Origin of the sequence: Woronichinia naegeliana WA131, assembly GCA_025370055.1 — a bacterium.
Taxonomy (GTDB): domain Bacteria; phylum Cyanobacteriota; class Cyanobacteriia; order Cyanobacteriales; family Microcystaceae; genus Woronichinia; species Woronichinia naegeliana.
In genome coordinates this window covers 1,220,503-1,235,789 of record CP073041.1, presented here as the reverse complement: position 1 = coordinate 1,235,789, position 15,287 = coordinate 1,220,503, and the positions used below count along the sequence as shown (strand labels likewise).

Genomic DNA, 15,287 nt, shown 5'->3' with positions numbered 1-15,287 from the left:
TTACTGCTCCCCTTCCTAAAATTTGATGCCGTAGCCGAGTGACATGATAAAACGAGTGCCCTGGGGATAAACGCCAGTTACATCACTAGCCCCTATATTGAGCACAATCGGAAAATGATTGAATGGGGTAATGGAAGTTCCCAGATTTAATTGTGAGCCTGCCCAAGTGGAAATTAAGGAAACCTGGGGCAGAATGCTCAAACCGGCTGTGGCAAAAACATTGACGTTTTGTTCCTCCGCTTCCAAAGCACCTTTGGAACGAAAAGCACCTGAGCCAAGCCCAACAGAAACGACCAGAGGCATATAGTTATAGGAGCCATCATAGATCTGACCGGCGATCGCTCTGGCTTGTTCTTGGAGCAAAGGATCTTGTTTTAAATCGGATTCATTGTAGTCGGGGGGCGCGTTCAAATCAAATCGTCCGGTGAAAACCCCAAAATAGGTATCATAGTTTCCCCCATAGGCATTTTCCGTTCCCCAACGAATGGCATTTTCCATGCCAAGGGCAACCGCAAAGTAACCGCGATCATCCAGACGACGATGGAGCTTAAAACCCACTGCACCGCCATTCCCCCCAACCCCACCAATATCAGTGTTCTTACCACTGAGGTTAAAAATCCCCGTAAAGACTTCTAAACCCACAGATTCCTTGGCATCTCCGAAACCCATCCCCAGGGCAACCGAACCGTCTGCATTGGGAGCAAATAGATTGGCAGAAGAAAATGCTCCTCCGAACCAAGCATCTCCCCATTGGGCCCCATAGGCGGTCGGGACACCAAGGCTAGAACCTGGAAACACACGATTGACTTTAGAAGGTGGGGCGATTTCCTCCACGCTGAGTAACTGTCTGAGGGTTTCCGCATCCTGGGGCATACTGCTTGTCGTCTGAGGATTCTCATTTAAGGACTGACTGAGTTCCTTGGCTTTTTCTGGATCCTGAAAATCAACTTCCCCCGATGGCGATCGCTGTTGTTGTTTCATCCAGAAATTCTGAGAAGGTTGGGCTTTACGGGTTTGAACGGCAGCATCCGAGAACGCCTCTACTCGTGGAATAACCCCCAATGTCAGTCCCACTGATAGTAGATAGCACAAGATTTTAATGTTAAGCATAGAAAATTAGTGTATTTTTGCTATGTACCGAAAGGAATGGCTGAATTTTAACAGACAGATTGAAGTGAGAGGAGGAAAAAGGTTAATCAAATGTTATAGCTAATGCCACAGAATTGCACAGATCAGTGGACTACAGATCACGAAGAGAAGTTTCTCATTCATTTAAACGAACGACCTAAGCTCTAGAAAAAGCCCTAGACAAGCTGAGTGCGAGTTAAATGATATCCATTGCGTTATGCAAACCTACCGAAAAATATAGCCGCCGTCAAGTTTTCAGGCTTTTAGGAACTTATTTTAGCTTTTTACACTATCTTAGGAGTTACGCATTGACAAAAAAGGTAGAATACATCTGATGTGAGTTAAAATAACCCTAGTTCCGCATGAGCTTGTGGCTACGAGAGAATAAGGCTTTGAGCCTCCTGAATCCCGTTCAAAAGTTCTTTGATAGCGTGTTTTTCGCTCAATAACACCCATTGGAAGGTACAAAAGACGATGTTTGATGTATGTTTTTCCGTAAAGCCCTTGAGCAAGAAGCTTTTAGAAATACAAGAAGACACAAACTAATTCGGAATCAGATTTGTTCCTGTTATTCGCCAGTTTATTCTTGAGCATCATGACAATATACCTTTCTCTTCGCCGTCTAGCACATTTCTTCTTTTTTGACAATGCGTAACTCCTATATCTATAGTACCAGATTTTATTGGACTTTTTTCGACGTTCAACACTTCTGCATCTCATGTTAACACCTTTCTTTTTTTCATCAACTAAAGGTCGCACCCATGCTTAGGGAGATCGCCCCATCATAGTGCTGTACCTTCCCTCGTGATAGTTGTTCTAGATTTGTGTTTTTGTCACTATCGTTAACCGTGAAGGTTGAGAAAATTTAAAAATTAATTGATAATTTAACGGTCGGTTGAGAATGGGAAAATTCAAGATTCAATGAATGATGATCAAAAGCTTTCCAGTTATGACTATTTTCTCCCTCCTGAGTTAATCGCTCAAACGCCGGTTATTCCCAGAGATCGTTCTCGTCTGTTAGTGGTTTCTGGTCGTGAGGGTAAAGATACTAGCCTTGGACACCATCATCATTGTTATTTTCACAATTTAGCGGATTGGCTACAACCCCAGGATTTACTAGTGCTTAATAATACTCGTGTCATTCCCGCTCGGCTCTACGGTAAAAAATCCACTGGCACGCCGGTAGAAATTTTGCTGATGGAAGAAAAAGAGGAAAATTGTTGGTTAGCCCTGGTAAAACCTGGTAAAAGACTAAAGGTGGGGGCTGAAATCGATTTTTATCCTCAAAATGGAACCCATTTAACCATTGACCCACCCCTAAAAGCCAGAATTATTGATCGGGATCTGGCTACAGGAGGCAGACTGTTACAATTTTTGCCGCCATCAGGTTTAAGTCTCTGGGATCTACTGGACTGCTATGGTACTATTCCCTTTCCTCCCTATGTGACTGAGCATCAGGCAACGCCTGAACAGTATCAAACGATTTATGCTGAATCTTTAGGGGCGATCGCCGCTCCAACGGCAGGGTTACATTTTACTGAAGCATTATTTGAAAAATTAACGGCTAAGGGTGTTCAAAGAGCCTCTGTTACACTTCATGTCGGAATTGGAACCTTTCGTCCGGTGGAAGTAGAAAATATTCTCGAACATACCATGCACCAGGAATGGATTGAGGTGCCAGAGGTGACGGTAGAAGCAATGCAAGCAACTAAGGCCAAGGGAGGACGAATTATTGCGATCGGGACAACAGTGGCCAGAAGTTTGGAAGGGGCAGCCCAAATTGTTGCCGCTAAGGATATTCAAGCGTTAAAAGCCTATCGCGGTAAGACCAATATTTTTATTTATCCTGGCTATCAATGGCGGATCATTGACGGTTTAATTACCAATTTTCACTTACCCAAATCCAGTTTATTAATGTTAGTCAGTGCCTTAATCGGTCGAGAACGGTTATTAAGTCTTTATCAAGAAGCCATTCAGGAAAAGTATCGATTTTATTCCTTTGGGGATGCGATGTTCATTACCCCCGATGCCACTTTATGGGGCGGTGTTGCAAACCGGCACTGGTATCGTCTAGCTAGAAGCTACAAACGTTGCAATACGAGAGGTTCAAGAAATCAGGCGAATTTGGAGTAAGTCCTCCCAAGTAAACCCTTTTTCAATTATACCGAGAGCTACAGCAGGAACTTCTCTAGTAGTAAAATGGCTGCGAACAAAGTTATGAACCATCCAGAAAATATCTAGGACTCGCTGTAATCCCACAACAGATTTAGCATAAGTATTTGTACGACGACGAAAGGCGGCTAAATAGCGTCGGATAGCACTATTAAATGCCTCAACGTGGTTGGCATGGACGTCCTTTTCTTCTGGTTTTTCTGTTGTCTCTGGATGTTCTGGTTTCGGAGTTTCTACTTTCTTTAGTTTACCCTCAGAATCTCGACGTTTACTACTCTTATTTTTTAGTCTTACCACAAGACCCTTCGGTAATACTTTGGTGGGACGACCTCGCTTTCCAGTCCTTAATACTTCGTGACAAATATTAAATAGCAGTTGACTATATCGCTTTTCTCCATCTGTAAATAACTGGAGAGATTCTGCACTCCTTTCAAATAATTCCGCTACCGTCATCATTGCTTCTAGAAATAATTTCTGCTCTTTTCGACCACATTTTAAATGCCAAATAAAGCGGCTAGCCCTGTCCATGAGCACGATTGTCCACCCCTCAGAGGCACTTGCTTCTTTATTTTTTCCAACTTTTGTGTATAGTTCATCCCCTTCTATTACTAATTTAACAAATTCATTCACTAAGGCGTATAAAAATAATGTCTCTTGTAATCCTGATAATTTCTTTTCTCAATTCAATATTGTTGTTTTCGCGTAGCCAAATACTCGGGCTGCTGCATTCAATCCTATTCCTTCCATTCTGGCTTTTAATACTTTTACAATTTCACTTAATGGGGTTTCTAAGCCAGCGATTACGCTACCATAAGTCTCAGCAAAACAAGAACTACATTCTTGACAAATGAACATTTTACGTTCCCCGTTACCTTTCGTTTGATAATGAGAATGTATTTTTACGTTTTCACTATAGCAATGAGGACAGTTTTTCTTGAATAAGGCATCCTCTTTCTCTTGGCACAAGCCAACATCATTCAGGATTTCCATAGAGCTTTTCTTTAATATTGACATTGTTTTCTGTTTCCTTCTTCTTTGATATAATGACAATAATAATAGTATAATAAAAACGGGCCGATGTCTAGTCTTAAACTATTTTTCTATTTTCTCAAAGCCTTACACCATAACTTTTTTCAACTTTGATCAGACGATACCAGTTCCTGCAAACCAACAGGATGCTTAATTTTGTTCCGCTTGACTGATCTGGGAACTGATTAAAACAGTTGGTAGTTGGGTCAAGATGTTGGTAATAATCTCTTCTGGTGTTTGAGTATCCGTGATTTTGATGTGTAAATCTGCCTCGGCATACAAATGTTGTCTTTGCGCTGACAGGGTGATTAATTTTGTTGCCAAATCTTCTTCAGCCAGAAGCGGACGAGTTTGATCTTCCTTTAAACGCTCCACCAAAAGGGCGATCGGTGCATCTAACCAAATGATCAACCCATGACGAAGCAAGCCCCAATTCTCAGAACGCAGTACAATACCGCCCCCTGTGGCAATGACACTGCGCGTACAGCCCGCAACTTCTCCTAATACTCGACTTTCTAAGGCGCGAAAATTCTCCTCACCTAACTCTGCAAACAGTGTCTTAATCGTCTGTCCCGTTACCCGCTCAATCAACACATCTGTATCGAAAAAACGATAACCCAATTGTTGTGCCAGTTGGTAGCCAATGGTTGTTTTACCCGTTCCCATCATGCCAATCAGATAGAGGTTTAGACCTTGCAATAGCTCTGTCATTAAATTTGTCATTAAATTTTAAAAATAGCATCTTCGAGATTTTAGCCCTGATCTGGTCAGATTTCAACGGGAAAATAGTGATCGCCTAATACCCTCCATCTCTCAAAATGCGATCGCCGTTTAGTTAATAGTTAATAGTTGATAGTGAATAATTATCCATTGTCAATTGTCCATTAAAAACGCGATCGCCGTTCAGTGAATAGTTGATAGTGAATAGTTGATAATTATCCATTGTTAATTGTCCATTATCCATTAAAAAAGCGATCGCCCCTTACTGTGAAGAAAAACAGCGATCGTCCTCTTACCGTGAAGATAAACCGCGATCACCTTTTACTGATAAAGACAAACAGCGATCGCCCCTTACCGATAAAGAAAAACAGCGATCGCCTCTTACTCATTGGAAAAAACGCGATCACTGATGAATAGTTATCTAAATTTTTAATTATTCTGATTAGCCACAAACTGATTGACTAAAGCAACATCAATATCTAATTCCTCAGCAATTTCTGCGATCGATAATCCTAATTTTGTCAGTAGGGGAATCGTCTCAAGTTTGCCCTCAAGTTTTCCCTCAAGTTTACCTTTTAGAAGACCTCGCTGCTCCCCTTCCTGTAGAATTTCTTGGTAAACGGCTGATTCCTTCATAATTTCACTCCGTAAAATTGTTTTAATAAGCCTAGGGGTTAGTACAAGTCCTCCAAAAACGGAGGTTGCAGCCATTAGATTGGCTTTAATTTGAGTATCCTTAATGGTCTCTAAAACCTCTACGACCTGTCTCAATATTAATTCGGGATCAGAACTTTGAGTTAACACCGCTAGAGGCAATAAACCTTGATTTTTTAGAAATAAATCAGAAGACTGTTCCCAAAGACGAATGACTCGATAATGATGAGTTGTTGCTCCTAGTTGAAAGCTATCTTGATAAACCAAGGCCGATTTAGTTCGTTTCAGATAAATAACCACTTGGTGCATGGTTTTAAGCGGAAAACGACGATAAACCCTGACTCGATAATCTAACATCCGAAAACCCATTGTTTCATCAGGTTCAGTCTGAAATTCTAGGTGTAATACTAGGTCTTCCGATTGTTCCAATATTAGGGAATCAGCGCGAATCGGTTCTAAAGATAATTCCGTTGGACTCAGTTTCGTCAATGTGACGGGACGACCGAGCAACCAAGTAGCATAATCTTCAGAAAAGTTTTCGGCTAGAAATTTGGAGACGTTATCAAACATGGACGAATTTTAACATTTCTGCGATCGCCCCTTACTCATTAGGAAAAACGCGATCGCCGATTAGTAAATAGTTGATAGTGAATAGTTCACAGTGATTTATTCAAAACCGCGATCGCCTCTTCCCGATTAAGAAAAACGCGATCGCCGTGACTTGTGTTATGCTTGACGTAACGGGTAACTTCTTCACGGATGCTTATGCGCCGAAAATATAAAGATAAAAGAACTGAACGTTTTGCAAGAGGGGAAAGAGTTAAAGAATTTCAGTCTTTTGACAGGCAAGCCTATAAACGATTGGAAATCCTCGAATCAGCCAAAAATAAGCAAGATCTCCTCTTATTGCCCAGTAACCGTTTTGAATCCTTATCAGGCGATCGCCAGGGTCAATATAGCATTCGTATTAATGATAAATGGCGGATTTGCTTTGAATGGATAGAAGAAGATTCCGAACCCTGGGAAATCGAAATTGTTAATTATCACACTTAGAAAAAAATGGTACGCCCTGCTATTCATCCTGGTGAAATTTTAGCTGATGAACTTCAAGAAATTGGCATCAGCGCGACCGATTTAGCTCGTCAACTTCATGTTCCTACTAACCGAATTACCCAAATTCTTAACGGCCAACGAGCAATTACGGCAGATACAGCCTTGCGATTAGGTCAATGGTTTGGAACAAGTCCTGAGTTGTGGCTAAATTTACAAAAATCCTATGAGTTACGATTAGCTGAACAACAAATTGGCGAGGAAATTCAAAAAACAATTCCCTGTCGTGCTGTTTTTAGTTAATTAAAAAAAAATGCGATCGCCTCTTTCCGATTCAGAAAAAAAGCGATCGCCCTTAAGATTTAAACAAAAAAGCTATTAACTGCAATGGTTCCCAAGGCGGGAATTGTACCAGTAAAGCCTGTGATATTAATTAAGAGATCATTGGTAGCCTGGAAGCCAGCAGTGCCATCGTTAACCACAAGATAAGTCCCAGTAATGCCAGTAGTAGTAACTTTGACTAAAGCGGCACTGTTAATTGCTAAGGCTTGATTGCCTGCGATCGCTCCGTTAGCATCAGTGAAGACGTTATTAACAACGGTAGTTAAATTAGCCGCAGAACTATCAACCGCACGAGTGAAAGCAGTAGGTGCATTTGTCGCTAAACCACTTTGAGTCAACAAGTCAATTTTATCGGTTCCTATCGCAAAATCAGTAATGCGATCGCTGTTAGCAACTAGAGATTGGCCAAATTGGAAAACAAAGGTATCGGTTCCTGTTCCGCCTGTGAGAGTATCGATTCCTGCTTTACCATCTAAAGTATTAGCCGCACTGTTTCCTGTAATGACGTTATTGCCTGCATTACCTGTACCATAAATAGCCGTAGTTCCTGTCAGGAGTAAATTTTCGACATTAGCGGCTAGGGTCGTGGTAGTCGAAGCTGAAAGGGTATCGGTAATGGTGTTGGTTACTGTCGCTGTTCCTCCTAAGATTGCATTAGTAGGACTTGTTAACTTGACCGTAAAGGTTTCATTTGCTTCATTAACAGAATTATTGAGAATGGGAATCGAAATCGTTTTATTGGTGACACCAGGGTTAAAGGTGAGGGTTCCCGTTGTAGCGGTATAGTCTGAGCCAGCTAAAGCAGTTCCGTTGGCAGTGCTGTACTGAACGGTAATAGTTTGAGTGCTACTACTAGATAAGCTAACGGTATAACTCAGGTTTTGGGGACTGGTTAAGCCCTCGACAGCGGTTTGACCATTAGGACTCAGATTAATACTGGGTAAGTCATCGTTGGTGATGGTTCCTGTTACAGCAGTCGTTGTTCCAATGGTATAGCCTGTGCCTGTTGCTAAAGTGAGGGCTACGGTTTCGTTAGCTTCGATGGTGGTATCGGCTGTGGGATTTATGGTTAGGGTTGCTGTTGCTGAACCTGCTGCAAAAGTGATGGTTTTTCCTGTTTCAGGGGTTGCCCCTGTGTAGTCGGTTGCGTCGGCTGTTCCTGCAATGCTGTAGTTGACGGTGAGGGCGTTGGTGGTTGGGCCTGTGCGGGTGAAGCTATAGACCAGATTAGTTGTGCCATCTTCGGTGACGCTGGTGGGAGCGACGGCTAGGTTAACGGTGGTGGGTGTACTTGTGAAGTCACTGACATCAAGGATTTTTAAACCGCCATCATAATCCGCGACATAGGCATAGTTGCCCACCACTTGTACCCCATTAGCGAGGCTTGGGGTGTCATAGGTTCCAGCGAGAGTGGGAGCGGCGGGGTTACTGATGTCGATGATTTGCAGCCCTGAATCACTATCCGCGACATAGGCGTAGTTGCCCACTTCCTGTACCTTCTGAGCGAAGCCTGGGGTGTCATAGGTTCCAGCGAGAGTGGGAGCGGCGGGGTTACTGATGTTGATGATCTGCAGCCCTGAATAATCATCCGCGACATAGGCATAATTGCCCACTACTTGTACCCCATAAGCGAAGCCTGTAGTGTCATAGGAACCAGTGAGAGTGGGGGCGGCGGGGTTACTGATGTTGATGATTTGCAGCCCTGAATCCCAATCTGCGACATAGGCATAGTTGCCCACTACTTGTACCTCAAAAGCGTAGCTTGGGGTGTCATAGGAACCAGTGAGAGTGGGGGCGGCGGGGTTACTGATGTTGATGATCTGCAGCCCTGAATAAAAATCCGCGACATAGGCATAATTGCCCACTACTTGTACCCAATAAGCGTAGCCTGTAGTGTCATAGGAACCAGCTAGAGTGGGGGCGGCGGGGTTACTGATGTTGATGATTTGTAGTCCTGAATAAGCATCGGCGACATAGGCATAATTGCCCACTACTTGTACCCCATAAGCGTAGCCTGTAGTGTCATAGGAACCAGTGAGAGTGGGGGCGGCGGGGTTACTGATGTTGATGATTTGTAGTCCTGAATAATCATCCGCGACATAGGCATAGTTACCCACTACCTGTACCCCCTCAGCGTAGCTTGGGGTGTCATAGGTTCCAATCTGGGTAATAGACTGCTCCACCGCGATAGATTGCCCATTAACCACGATCGCCGCCCAATCATTTTCCCCCTTCATCCGACTCAACTCCGAGTCACTCACACTCACTCCCCGCACCAAATCCGAAAACAACTCCCCCTCATCCCCTGGCGTATCCGTTGCATTCACCTGAGCATCCACAAAATGCCCAATTTCCTCTAATATCACCGCCTCCAAAGACTGCTGACTCGCCGAACTCACAAACCGATCCGACAAATAAATCCTATTCGTACTAATCGCATAAGCACCATTCGCCGTACCCAAAACATCGCCACTAACAACTTCAATCTGGGGAAACAAACTAAAATTCCCACTCTGCCATTGCGAACGAAAATTTGCCGCCGTTGCGTAATCATAACTTGACCCAAAAGCCGTATCAAACAGACTCCAGAAATTGCTCAAATTAGCAAAACTCGTGAGTTGATCATAAACAGACGCGAGACTCGAAACAGAAACGTTAGACATAAATTCCTCCTGTGTATGAAAAATTACTTTGCATTTTACAGTACAACCAACTATTTTTTCAATATAGAAAAGTCACAGTTAACACAAAATCCATCATACCGACGAACAAATCAAGCCCAAACCCTTTTCCATCAGAGGTTGTAGCGTTCTGCATCTCTCCTAATTCCAGACCCAACCGCTTGGAGAGTGAAGCATTAAGATTGCAGATTGAAACGCTTTTATTGGAGAGTGCAACATTAAAATTGCAGAGTGCAACATTAAGACTGTAGAGTGAGACATTCTTATTGGAGAGTGAAACATTCTTATTGCAGAGTACAACATTAAGATTGCAGGTTGAAACGTTATTGTCGGAACTTAAAAAGTTGCGATCGCGTTTTAGAGCGACAAACCCTGCCGTAACTCTGCTTCGGATAAACCCGTCACCTGAGCCACCTGAGCCAAAGGCATCTCCAACTGCAAAAGCTGTCGAGCAACTTCTAACTTGCCCTCTAACTTGCCCTCTAGCTTGCCCTCTAATTTGCCTTCCTGACGACCCCTCTGAAGACCTTCTTGGCGACCTTCTTGAAGAATTTCTTGATAAACGGCTGATTCTTTCATAAATTGACTCCTTAAGATAGTTTTTACAATATCAGGTTTAATAACCAATCCTCCAAACACAGCCGTCGCGGCGGTTAAATTTTGCTTTACATTATTATCGGGAATGGTTTCCAAGACTTCGGCTACTTTTCTTAATATTATCGTTGGGTCAGAACTTTGGGTTAACACCGCTAAGGGTAATAAGCCTGAACTGTTTAGAAATAAATCTGAGGATTGTTCCCATAAACGAATGACTCGATAACGATGAATAGTTTCTCCCACTTGAAAACTATCCCGATAAACTAAAGTCGATTTTGTGGGTTTCAGATAAATAACCACTTGGTTCATGGTTTTGGTTGGGAAACGACGATAAACCCTAACTCGATAATCCAGCATCCGAAAACCCATTGTTTCATCGGGTTCGGTTTGAAATTCCAGATGTAATACAAAATCTTCCGATTGCTCTAAAATTAGAGAATCAGCGCGGATCGGTTCTAAAGATAACTCCGTTGGACTCAGTTTCGTCAAGGTAACAGGACGACCAAGTAACCAAGTGGCATAATCTTCGGAAAAATTTTCGGCGAGAAATTTGCAAACATTATCAAACATGGCTAAATTTTAACATTTTCGCGATCGCCTCTTACCGTCAAGATAAAAACGCGATCGCCTCTTCCTGAAAAGAGAAAAAACGCGATCGCTTTCCAATAAATGTTCTCAGGCAAATGTTTAACAAGCTCAATTGCTGCTTTTTTAGTTTTAGTTTACAAGTAAGTTGACCGAAAGGGATAGTTATACCAAATCCGTTTCTCAAAACCCTCCTTGCTGTAAAATTTTCGTTGATTACATCTGACGCGAGCTCGAAAGCCCTATCGTACCGTTTCACAGGATATTAAATTTTAGGGAATAAATAAAGACAAAAATATCAGTTAACCCGTCTTCCCATAATTACCAGATCCCTTTCTTTTTCTCCTAAATCAGCTACTAATGGCAAAAATCCCCATTGTTCAAATTGATACTGAGAAAAAAGTTTTAAACTGGGTTGATTATGGCCAAAAATAAATCCTAATAAGGTTTTTAATCCCAATCGGGGACTTTGGGCGATCGCTTCTGCTAATAATCGTTTACCCAATCCCTGGCCTTGAAATGCGGGATCGATATAGATACTTAACTCAGCCGTTTTACGATAGGCTGGACGACCATAAAAAGCTTGAAATCCTAGCCAACCTAACATTTGTTGCTGTTCATTTTCCATAATCCAGAGTGGATAAGTACTCGCTGAATGGTTCGCAAACCACTGTAACCGACTTTCTACTGTAATCGGCTCGGTGTCTGCTGTTGCCAAATAGTTGGGAATACTGGCATTATAGATGGCAACAATTTGTGTTAAATCTGATGGTAAGGCATCTCGGATTTGGAGACAATTTATCATAGTGAATCGGTCAAACACTTTGTCCAAGAATATACAGCGATCGCAACCGAAGCAATTACTAGCAGACATAATTGTCAGCGCAGATCAGATGCGCCAGGTGGAAGAATACCTTTTTTCCCTGGGAATGCCCGTTGCAGCCTTAATGGAAAAAGCGGCTCTCTTAATTAGCGATCGTCTTCAACAATTGTATCCTGTATTGTTATATCCTCAAGTCGGTATTTTGGTCGGGCCAGGCCACAATGGTGGTGATGCTCTGGTGATCGCGCGGGAATTGTGGCTAGGGGGTTATCAGGTGCAAATCTATTGTCCTTTTAATCAACTCAAAGCCTTAACAAAAAACCATACCCAGTATGCCCAGAGTTTAGGAATAAGCTTTGTTGATGACGTAAGCCAGTTGCAAAAGAGTGATTTTCTCGTTGATGGACTTTTTGGCTTTGGTCTAACTCGTGCTTTAACCGATAATATCGCGGAAATTATTATCCAAGTCAATCAATGGCAGTTACCGATCGCCAGTATCGACATTCCTTCCGGTTTACATACGGATACAGGAGAAGTACTGGGTACAGCTATTGTTGCGAGCCAAAGTTTCTGTTTAGGACTCTGGAAATTAGCTTATTTTCAAGATCCGGCTTTGCCCTATTTCGGACAGGTTGAACGCTTAGATTTTGGCATTCCTGCTCATTTTTTACAAGCAAGTTTAGCCCATGAAATAACTCCTAAAATTTTAAGCCAGTCATTAGCCCTAGACTGTTTGCCGTTACCTCGTCCTTTATTAGCCCATAAATATCAACAGGGTCATTTACTGTTAATTTGTGGTTCTCGTCGCTATGCGGGGGGGGCTATTTTAGCCGCTTTAGGGGCTAGAGCCAGTGGTATTGGGATGTTATCTATTGCGGTTCCAGCCGAGTTAAAACCGTTGTTAGTGAGTCATCTTCCTGAAGCTTTAATTATTGATTGTCCTGAAACAAACTCTGGCGCGATCGCCAATTTACCCAGTTTAATAGAAGATTTTTCTCAATATAGTTTGATAGCCATTGGGCCGGGATTAACCTTAGAATGTCAAGCCTTAGTTAGCAAGGTTTTAAAAGCCGATATTCCTGTCATTATTGATGCTGATGGTTTAACGAGTTTAGCTCAATTAGGAGTTAATAAAATTTTAAGTCACCGCTCAAAGCCAACGATTTTAACCCCCCATTTGGGAGAATTTAAACGTTTATTTCCTGATCTCAATAATCCAAATACTGATCGGATTAAGTCGGTACAACAAGCGGCGAAAACGAGTCAAGGGATCATTTTATTGAAAGGGGCCAGAACGGCGATCGCGGCTCCTGATGGTCAAACCTGGTTAATTCCAGAAAGTACTCCAGCCTTAGCGAGGGGAGGAAGTGGAGATGTGTTAACTGGCTTGATGGGCGGGTTATTAGCTCAATCTTTAGATTGCCATTATCCTCTAGCACAAATGGTAGCAACGGCGGCTTGGTGGCACGCTCAGGCAGGTATTTTAGCCGTCAAGGAACGCACAGAATTAGGGGTTGATGCCTTTACCTTGAGTCAGTATTTAATCCCAGCTATTCAGCAATTTTCGGAATCTTAAACTCTTGGATTTGTTCAGCCTTTTAAGATTTTTCGCCAAAACCATTGAGTGATTAAAGAGGGTAGGCGATCGCGGAACCGAAAAATCAATAAATTAATTAATAATACTTGAGCAACAATTATTGTATTTGAAAATGAATTAAAATGTAAATTGAGAAAAATAACCATAATCAAGAATAGTTCTAAAATAATTTCCAGCATTAGACTAGCAAAGCTGTTGGGGAGAATCTCAATTCTGATCAATCGTTGATAAATTTTCTGATCTTTTATCCACCTCATTAATAGACTAAACACAGTGACTAAAATCATCAGTAAAGGTTTTAGATAATTATTCTCTGTCACGATGTTTGGGATTACTATGCCAGAAATAAAGATCGCCTGATCGAGTTCTGTCGAAAATATTTTTTGTCCAAATTCAGAGAAATTTTCTCCAAAATAACGTCTTCTTAAGTTTATTAATAAAAGACTTAAAACCATGATCAATAAAGAAATTATAAAATTTCTGAGCCAATTTACAGGATTATTGCCAAAGCCAGAAAGAATACTGTTTGTACTATTTGCACTGCCAAATGCTAAAAATAAACTGAGATCAATATGTTGAAGACGTTTATATATTTTCGCGTAAAAAGAGCTTATCGTTTGACGGACTAACCACAAGTGTGCGTAAACCACTTTCTGATATACCTTGTTCTGTAAGCAATCCTTAATCATTTGCTGGAAAATATCACCATCTAATGACAGGGAAGTTACTGCAATTGCTTTTTCTTGGTAATAATTAGGTAACTGATTATCTTCTGAAGATTGATAATAGGTGATAAAAGTTAAACTAGATGAAACTGCGAAATTACGAATTACTAAACGGTCTAAGTATTGTGGAAACTGGATATTAACTTGCCGATGCTGAATTGCAAAAATTTTTTCAGCCTTTTCTTGGTTTACTACAAAAATAAAATCACCCAAACCTTTCCAACCAGATAGCTCATAACCAATAACAATTTCCAAGAGAGGGTAATCTAAAGAGGAAATTATTAAGTAGTCATCATCATTAGTACTCATGAGTAACTTTGTAAACTCATTCTTTTATATTATTAAAATGATCAAATATTTGTAGAACGATTAGGATTGATCAGCTTAGGGATTTGAGATAGCATATCAAAAATAAGATGGAGAAGAGATTGCCAGTTCTTTTGACCACTATTAACAGCATCTAGATGAACTTTAATTAAGAAATCTCGATCATCACCCTCCATTGATTCAAAAAGTCTTTTGTGAAAACAATTAACTATATCTCCATCTAGCTGAATTGTTGTTTGTGCATAGATATTATCAAAAACATTGCTAGAATCCGAAGCCTCTGGTTTTTCTGCCAGGGATCGCAATTCATTCAGTTTCCGTAAAGAGCGAATAAATTGTGTATTTTCCAATAAGTTGTGAAGTTCTAGCCTATCCTCTACGCTTTCAGGATCAGGCAATTGATAATCTTGATTATTAGTTGCTAACTTAGCAGCTTCCCCCAGTCTTTCTCGCAATTTTAAATGATTCTTACGAGCAATATTCAAGTCTTTAGAACTAATTCTTGTATTGCTTCCATTCAGGCTAGGATATTCAAGATTTCCTTTATAGAGATCATCATAATAATCATCGGAGTCTTTAATAATATTATCAGGAAGGTCTTTATGAGGAATACGATAAAGTGCTTCATAAGCTAATAGAGGTTTAAATTTTAAACCGCTAATGTCGGAAACAATCATTGTATTTACCTCTAAGGCTGAAATATCTTTGACAGAATCTTTTAGCCCATCCACCAAGCTATCAAAAGCAGCATGAATATTCTTTTTTGTTTGCTCCAAAGATGGTTCAGCCATAAAATTTATTCCCCACTCAGGGAAAGGCAAAAAGCTTGTTGTTCAATAACAATGTCTTAGTACTCT

The 15,287-nt window shown here is 41.3% G+C and carries 12 protein-coding genes and 2 pseudogenes; 5 read left to right on the top strand and 9 right to left on the bottom strand.

All coding sequences use genetic code 11. From position 1 onward, the window contains the following. Nucleotides 1-15: 15 nt before the first annotated feature. Nucleotides 16-1,062 carry a hypothetical protein gene (locus KA717_06455; GenBank protein ID UXE62419.1) on the bottom strand — a complete coding sequence of 349 codons (1,047 nt, stop codon included), beginning with the start codon at nucleotides 1,060-1,062 and terminating at the stop codon, nucleotides 16-18. 987 nt (nucleotides 1,063-2,049) lie between these two features. Between KA717_06455 and queA the strand changes: the two are divergent. Beyond that, nucleotides 2,050-3,159, top strand: a pseudogene (gene queA / locus KA717_06450) (tRNA preQ1(34) S-adenosylmethionine ribosyltransferase-isomerase QueA). A gap of 75 nt (nucleotides 3,160-3,234) precedes the next feature. Here the strand turns inward: queA and KA717_06445 are convergent. Then, nucleotides 3,235-4,266, bottom strand: a pseudogene (locus tag KA717_06445) (IS1 family transposase). Nucleotides 4,267-4,479: 213 nt separating this feature from the next. Next, on the bottom strand, nucleotides 4,480-5,052 hold the full coding sequence (locus KA717_06440; GenBank protein UXE62418.1) for a shikimate kinase: 573 nt from the start codon (nucleotides 5,050-5,052) through the stop codon (nucleotides 4,480-4,482). A 219-nt stretch (nucleotides 5,053-5,271) separates the two neighbouring features. On the opposite strand from KA717_06440, the gene KA717_06435 reads away from it, so the two are divergent. Next, nucleotides 5,272-5,466 carry a hypothetical protein gene (locus KA717_06435; protein ID UXE62417.1) on the top strand — a complete coding sequence of 65 codons (195 nt, stop codon included), beginning with the start codon at nucleotides 5,272-5,274 and terminating at the stop codon, nucleotides 5,464-5,466. 12 nt (nucleotides 5,467-5,478) lie between these two features. Here KA717_06435 and KA717_06430 read toward each other — a convergent pair whose 3' ends face one another. Continuing rightward, on the bottom strand, nucleotides 5,479-6,273 hold the full coding sequence (locus KA717_06430) for an Rpn family recombination-promoting nuclease/putative transposase (protein UXE62416.1): 795 nt from the start codon (nucleotides 6,271-6,273) through the stop codon (nucleotides 5,479-5,481). A gap of 189 nt (nucleotides 6,274-6,462) precedes the next feature. Here KA717_06430 and KA717_06425 point away from each other — a divergent pair, with 189 nt between their 5' ends. Together KA717_06425 and KA717_06420 are read left to right on the top strand one after the other, a co-directional pair. Then, nucleotides 6,463-6,756, top strand: coding sequence for a type II toxin-antitoxin system RelE/ParE family toxin (locus KA717_06425; GenBank protein UXE62415.1), 294 nt, complete (start codon nucleotides 6,463-6,465; stop codon nucleotides 6,754-6,756). Nucleotides 6,757-6,762: 6 nt separating this feature from the next. Beyond that, the gene (locus KA717_06420; protein UXE62414.1) at nucleotides 6,763-7,056 is read left to right on the top strand and encodes a HigA family addiction module antitoxin; all 294 of its coding nucleotides are present in this window, start codon (nucleotides 6,763-6,765) and stop codon (nucleotides 7,054-7,056) included. A gap of 59 nt (nucleotides 7,057-7,115) precedes the next feature. Here the strand turns inward: KA717_06420 and KA717_06415 are convergent, their stop codons facing one another. The 3 genes from KA717_06415 to KA717_06405 all read right to left on the bottom strand — a co-directional run bounded on the left by KA717_06415 (nucleotide 7,116) and on the right by KA717_06405 (nucleotide 11,763). After that, complete coding sequence (locus tag KA717_06415; protein UXE62413.1) at nucleotides 7,116-9,758, bottom strand: M10 family metallopeptidase C-terminal domain-containing protein; 2,643 nt, start codon at nucleotides 9,756-9,758, stop codon at nucleotides 7,116-7,118. A gap of 375 nt (nucleotides 9,759-10,133) precedes the next feature. Then, on the bottom strand, nucleotides 10,134-10,943 hold the full coding sequence (locus KA717_06410; GenBank protein ID UXE62412.1) for an Rpn family recombination-promoting nuclease/putative transposase: 810 nt from the start codon (nucleotides 10,941-10,943) through the stop codon (nucleotides 10,134-10,136). 313 nt (nucleotides 10,944-11,256) lie between these two features. Beyond that, entirely contained in the window at nucleotides 11,257-11,763 is a 507-nt protein-coding gene (locus tag KA717_06405) for a GNAT family N-acetyltransferase (protein ID UXE62411.1), read from the bottom strand. An 88-nt stretch (nucleotides 11,764-11,851) separates the two neighbouring features. Here KA717_06405 and KA717_06400 point away from each other — a divergent pair, with 88 nt between their 5' ends. Further along, nucleotides 11,852-13,357 (top strand): NAD(P)H-hydrate dehydratase, encoded by a 1,506-nt coding sequence (locus tag KA717_06400; protein ID UXE64569.1) that lies wholly within the window; start codon nucleotides 11,852-11,854, stop codon nucleotides 13,355-13,357. A gap of 14 nt (nucleotides 13,358-13,371) precedes the next feature. Here KA717_06400 and KA717_06395 read toward each other — a convergent pair whose 3' ends face one another. Continuing rightward, nucleotides 13,372-14,412 (bottom strand): hypothetical protein, encoded by a 1,041-nt coding sequence (locus tag KA717_06395; protein UXE62410.1) that lies wholly within the window; start codon nucleotides 14,410-14,412, stop codon nucleotides 13,372-13,374. Nucleotides 14,413-14,453: 41 nt separating this feature from the next. Next, complete coding sequence (locus KA717_06390; GenBank protein ID UXE62409.1) at nucleotides 14,454-15,221, bottom strand: hypothetical protein; 768 nt, start codon at nucleotides 15,219-15,221, stop codon at nucleotides 14,454-14,456. Between the last annotated feature and the right edge of the window lie 66 nt (nucleotides 15,222-15,287).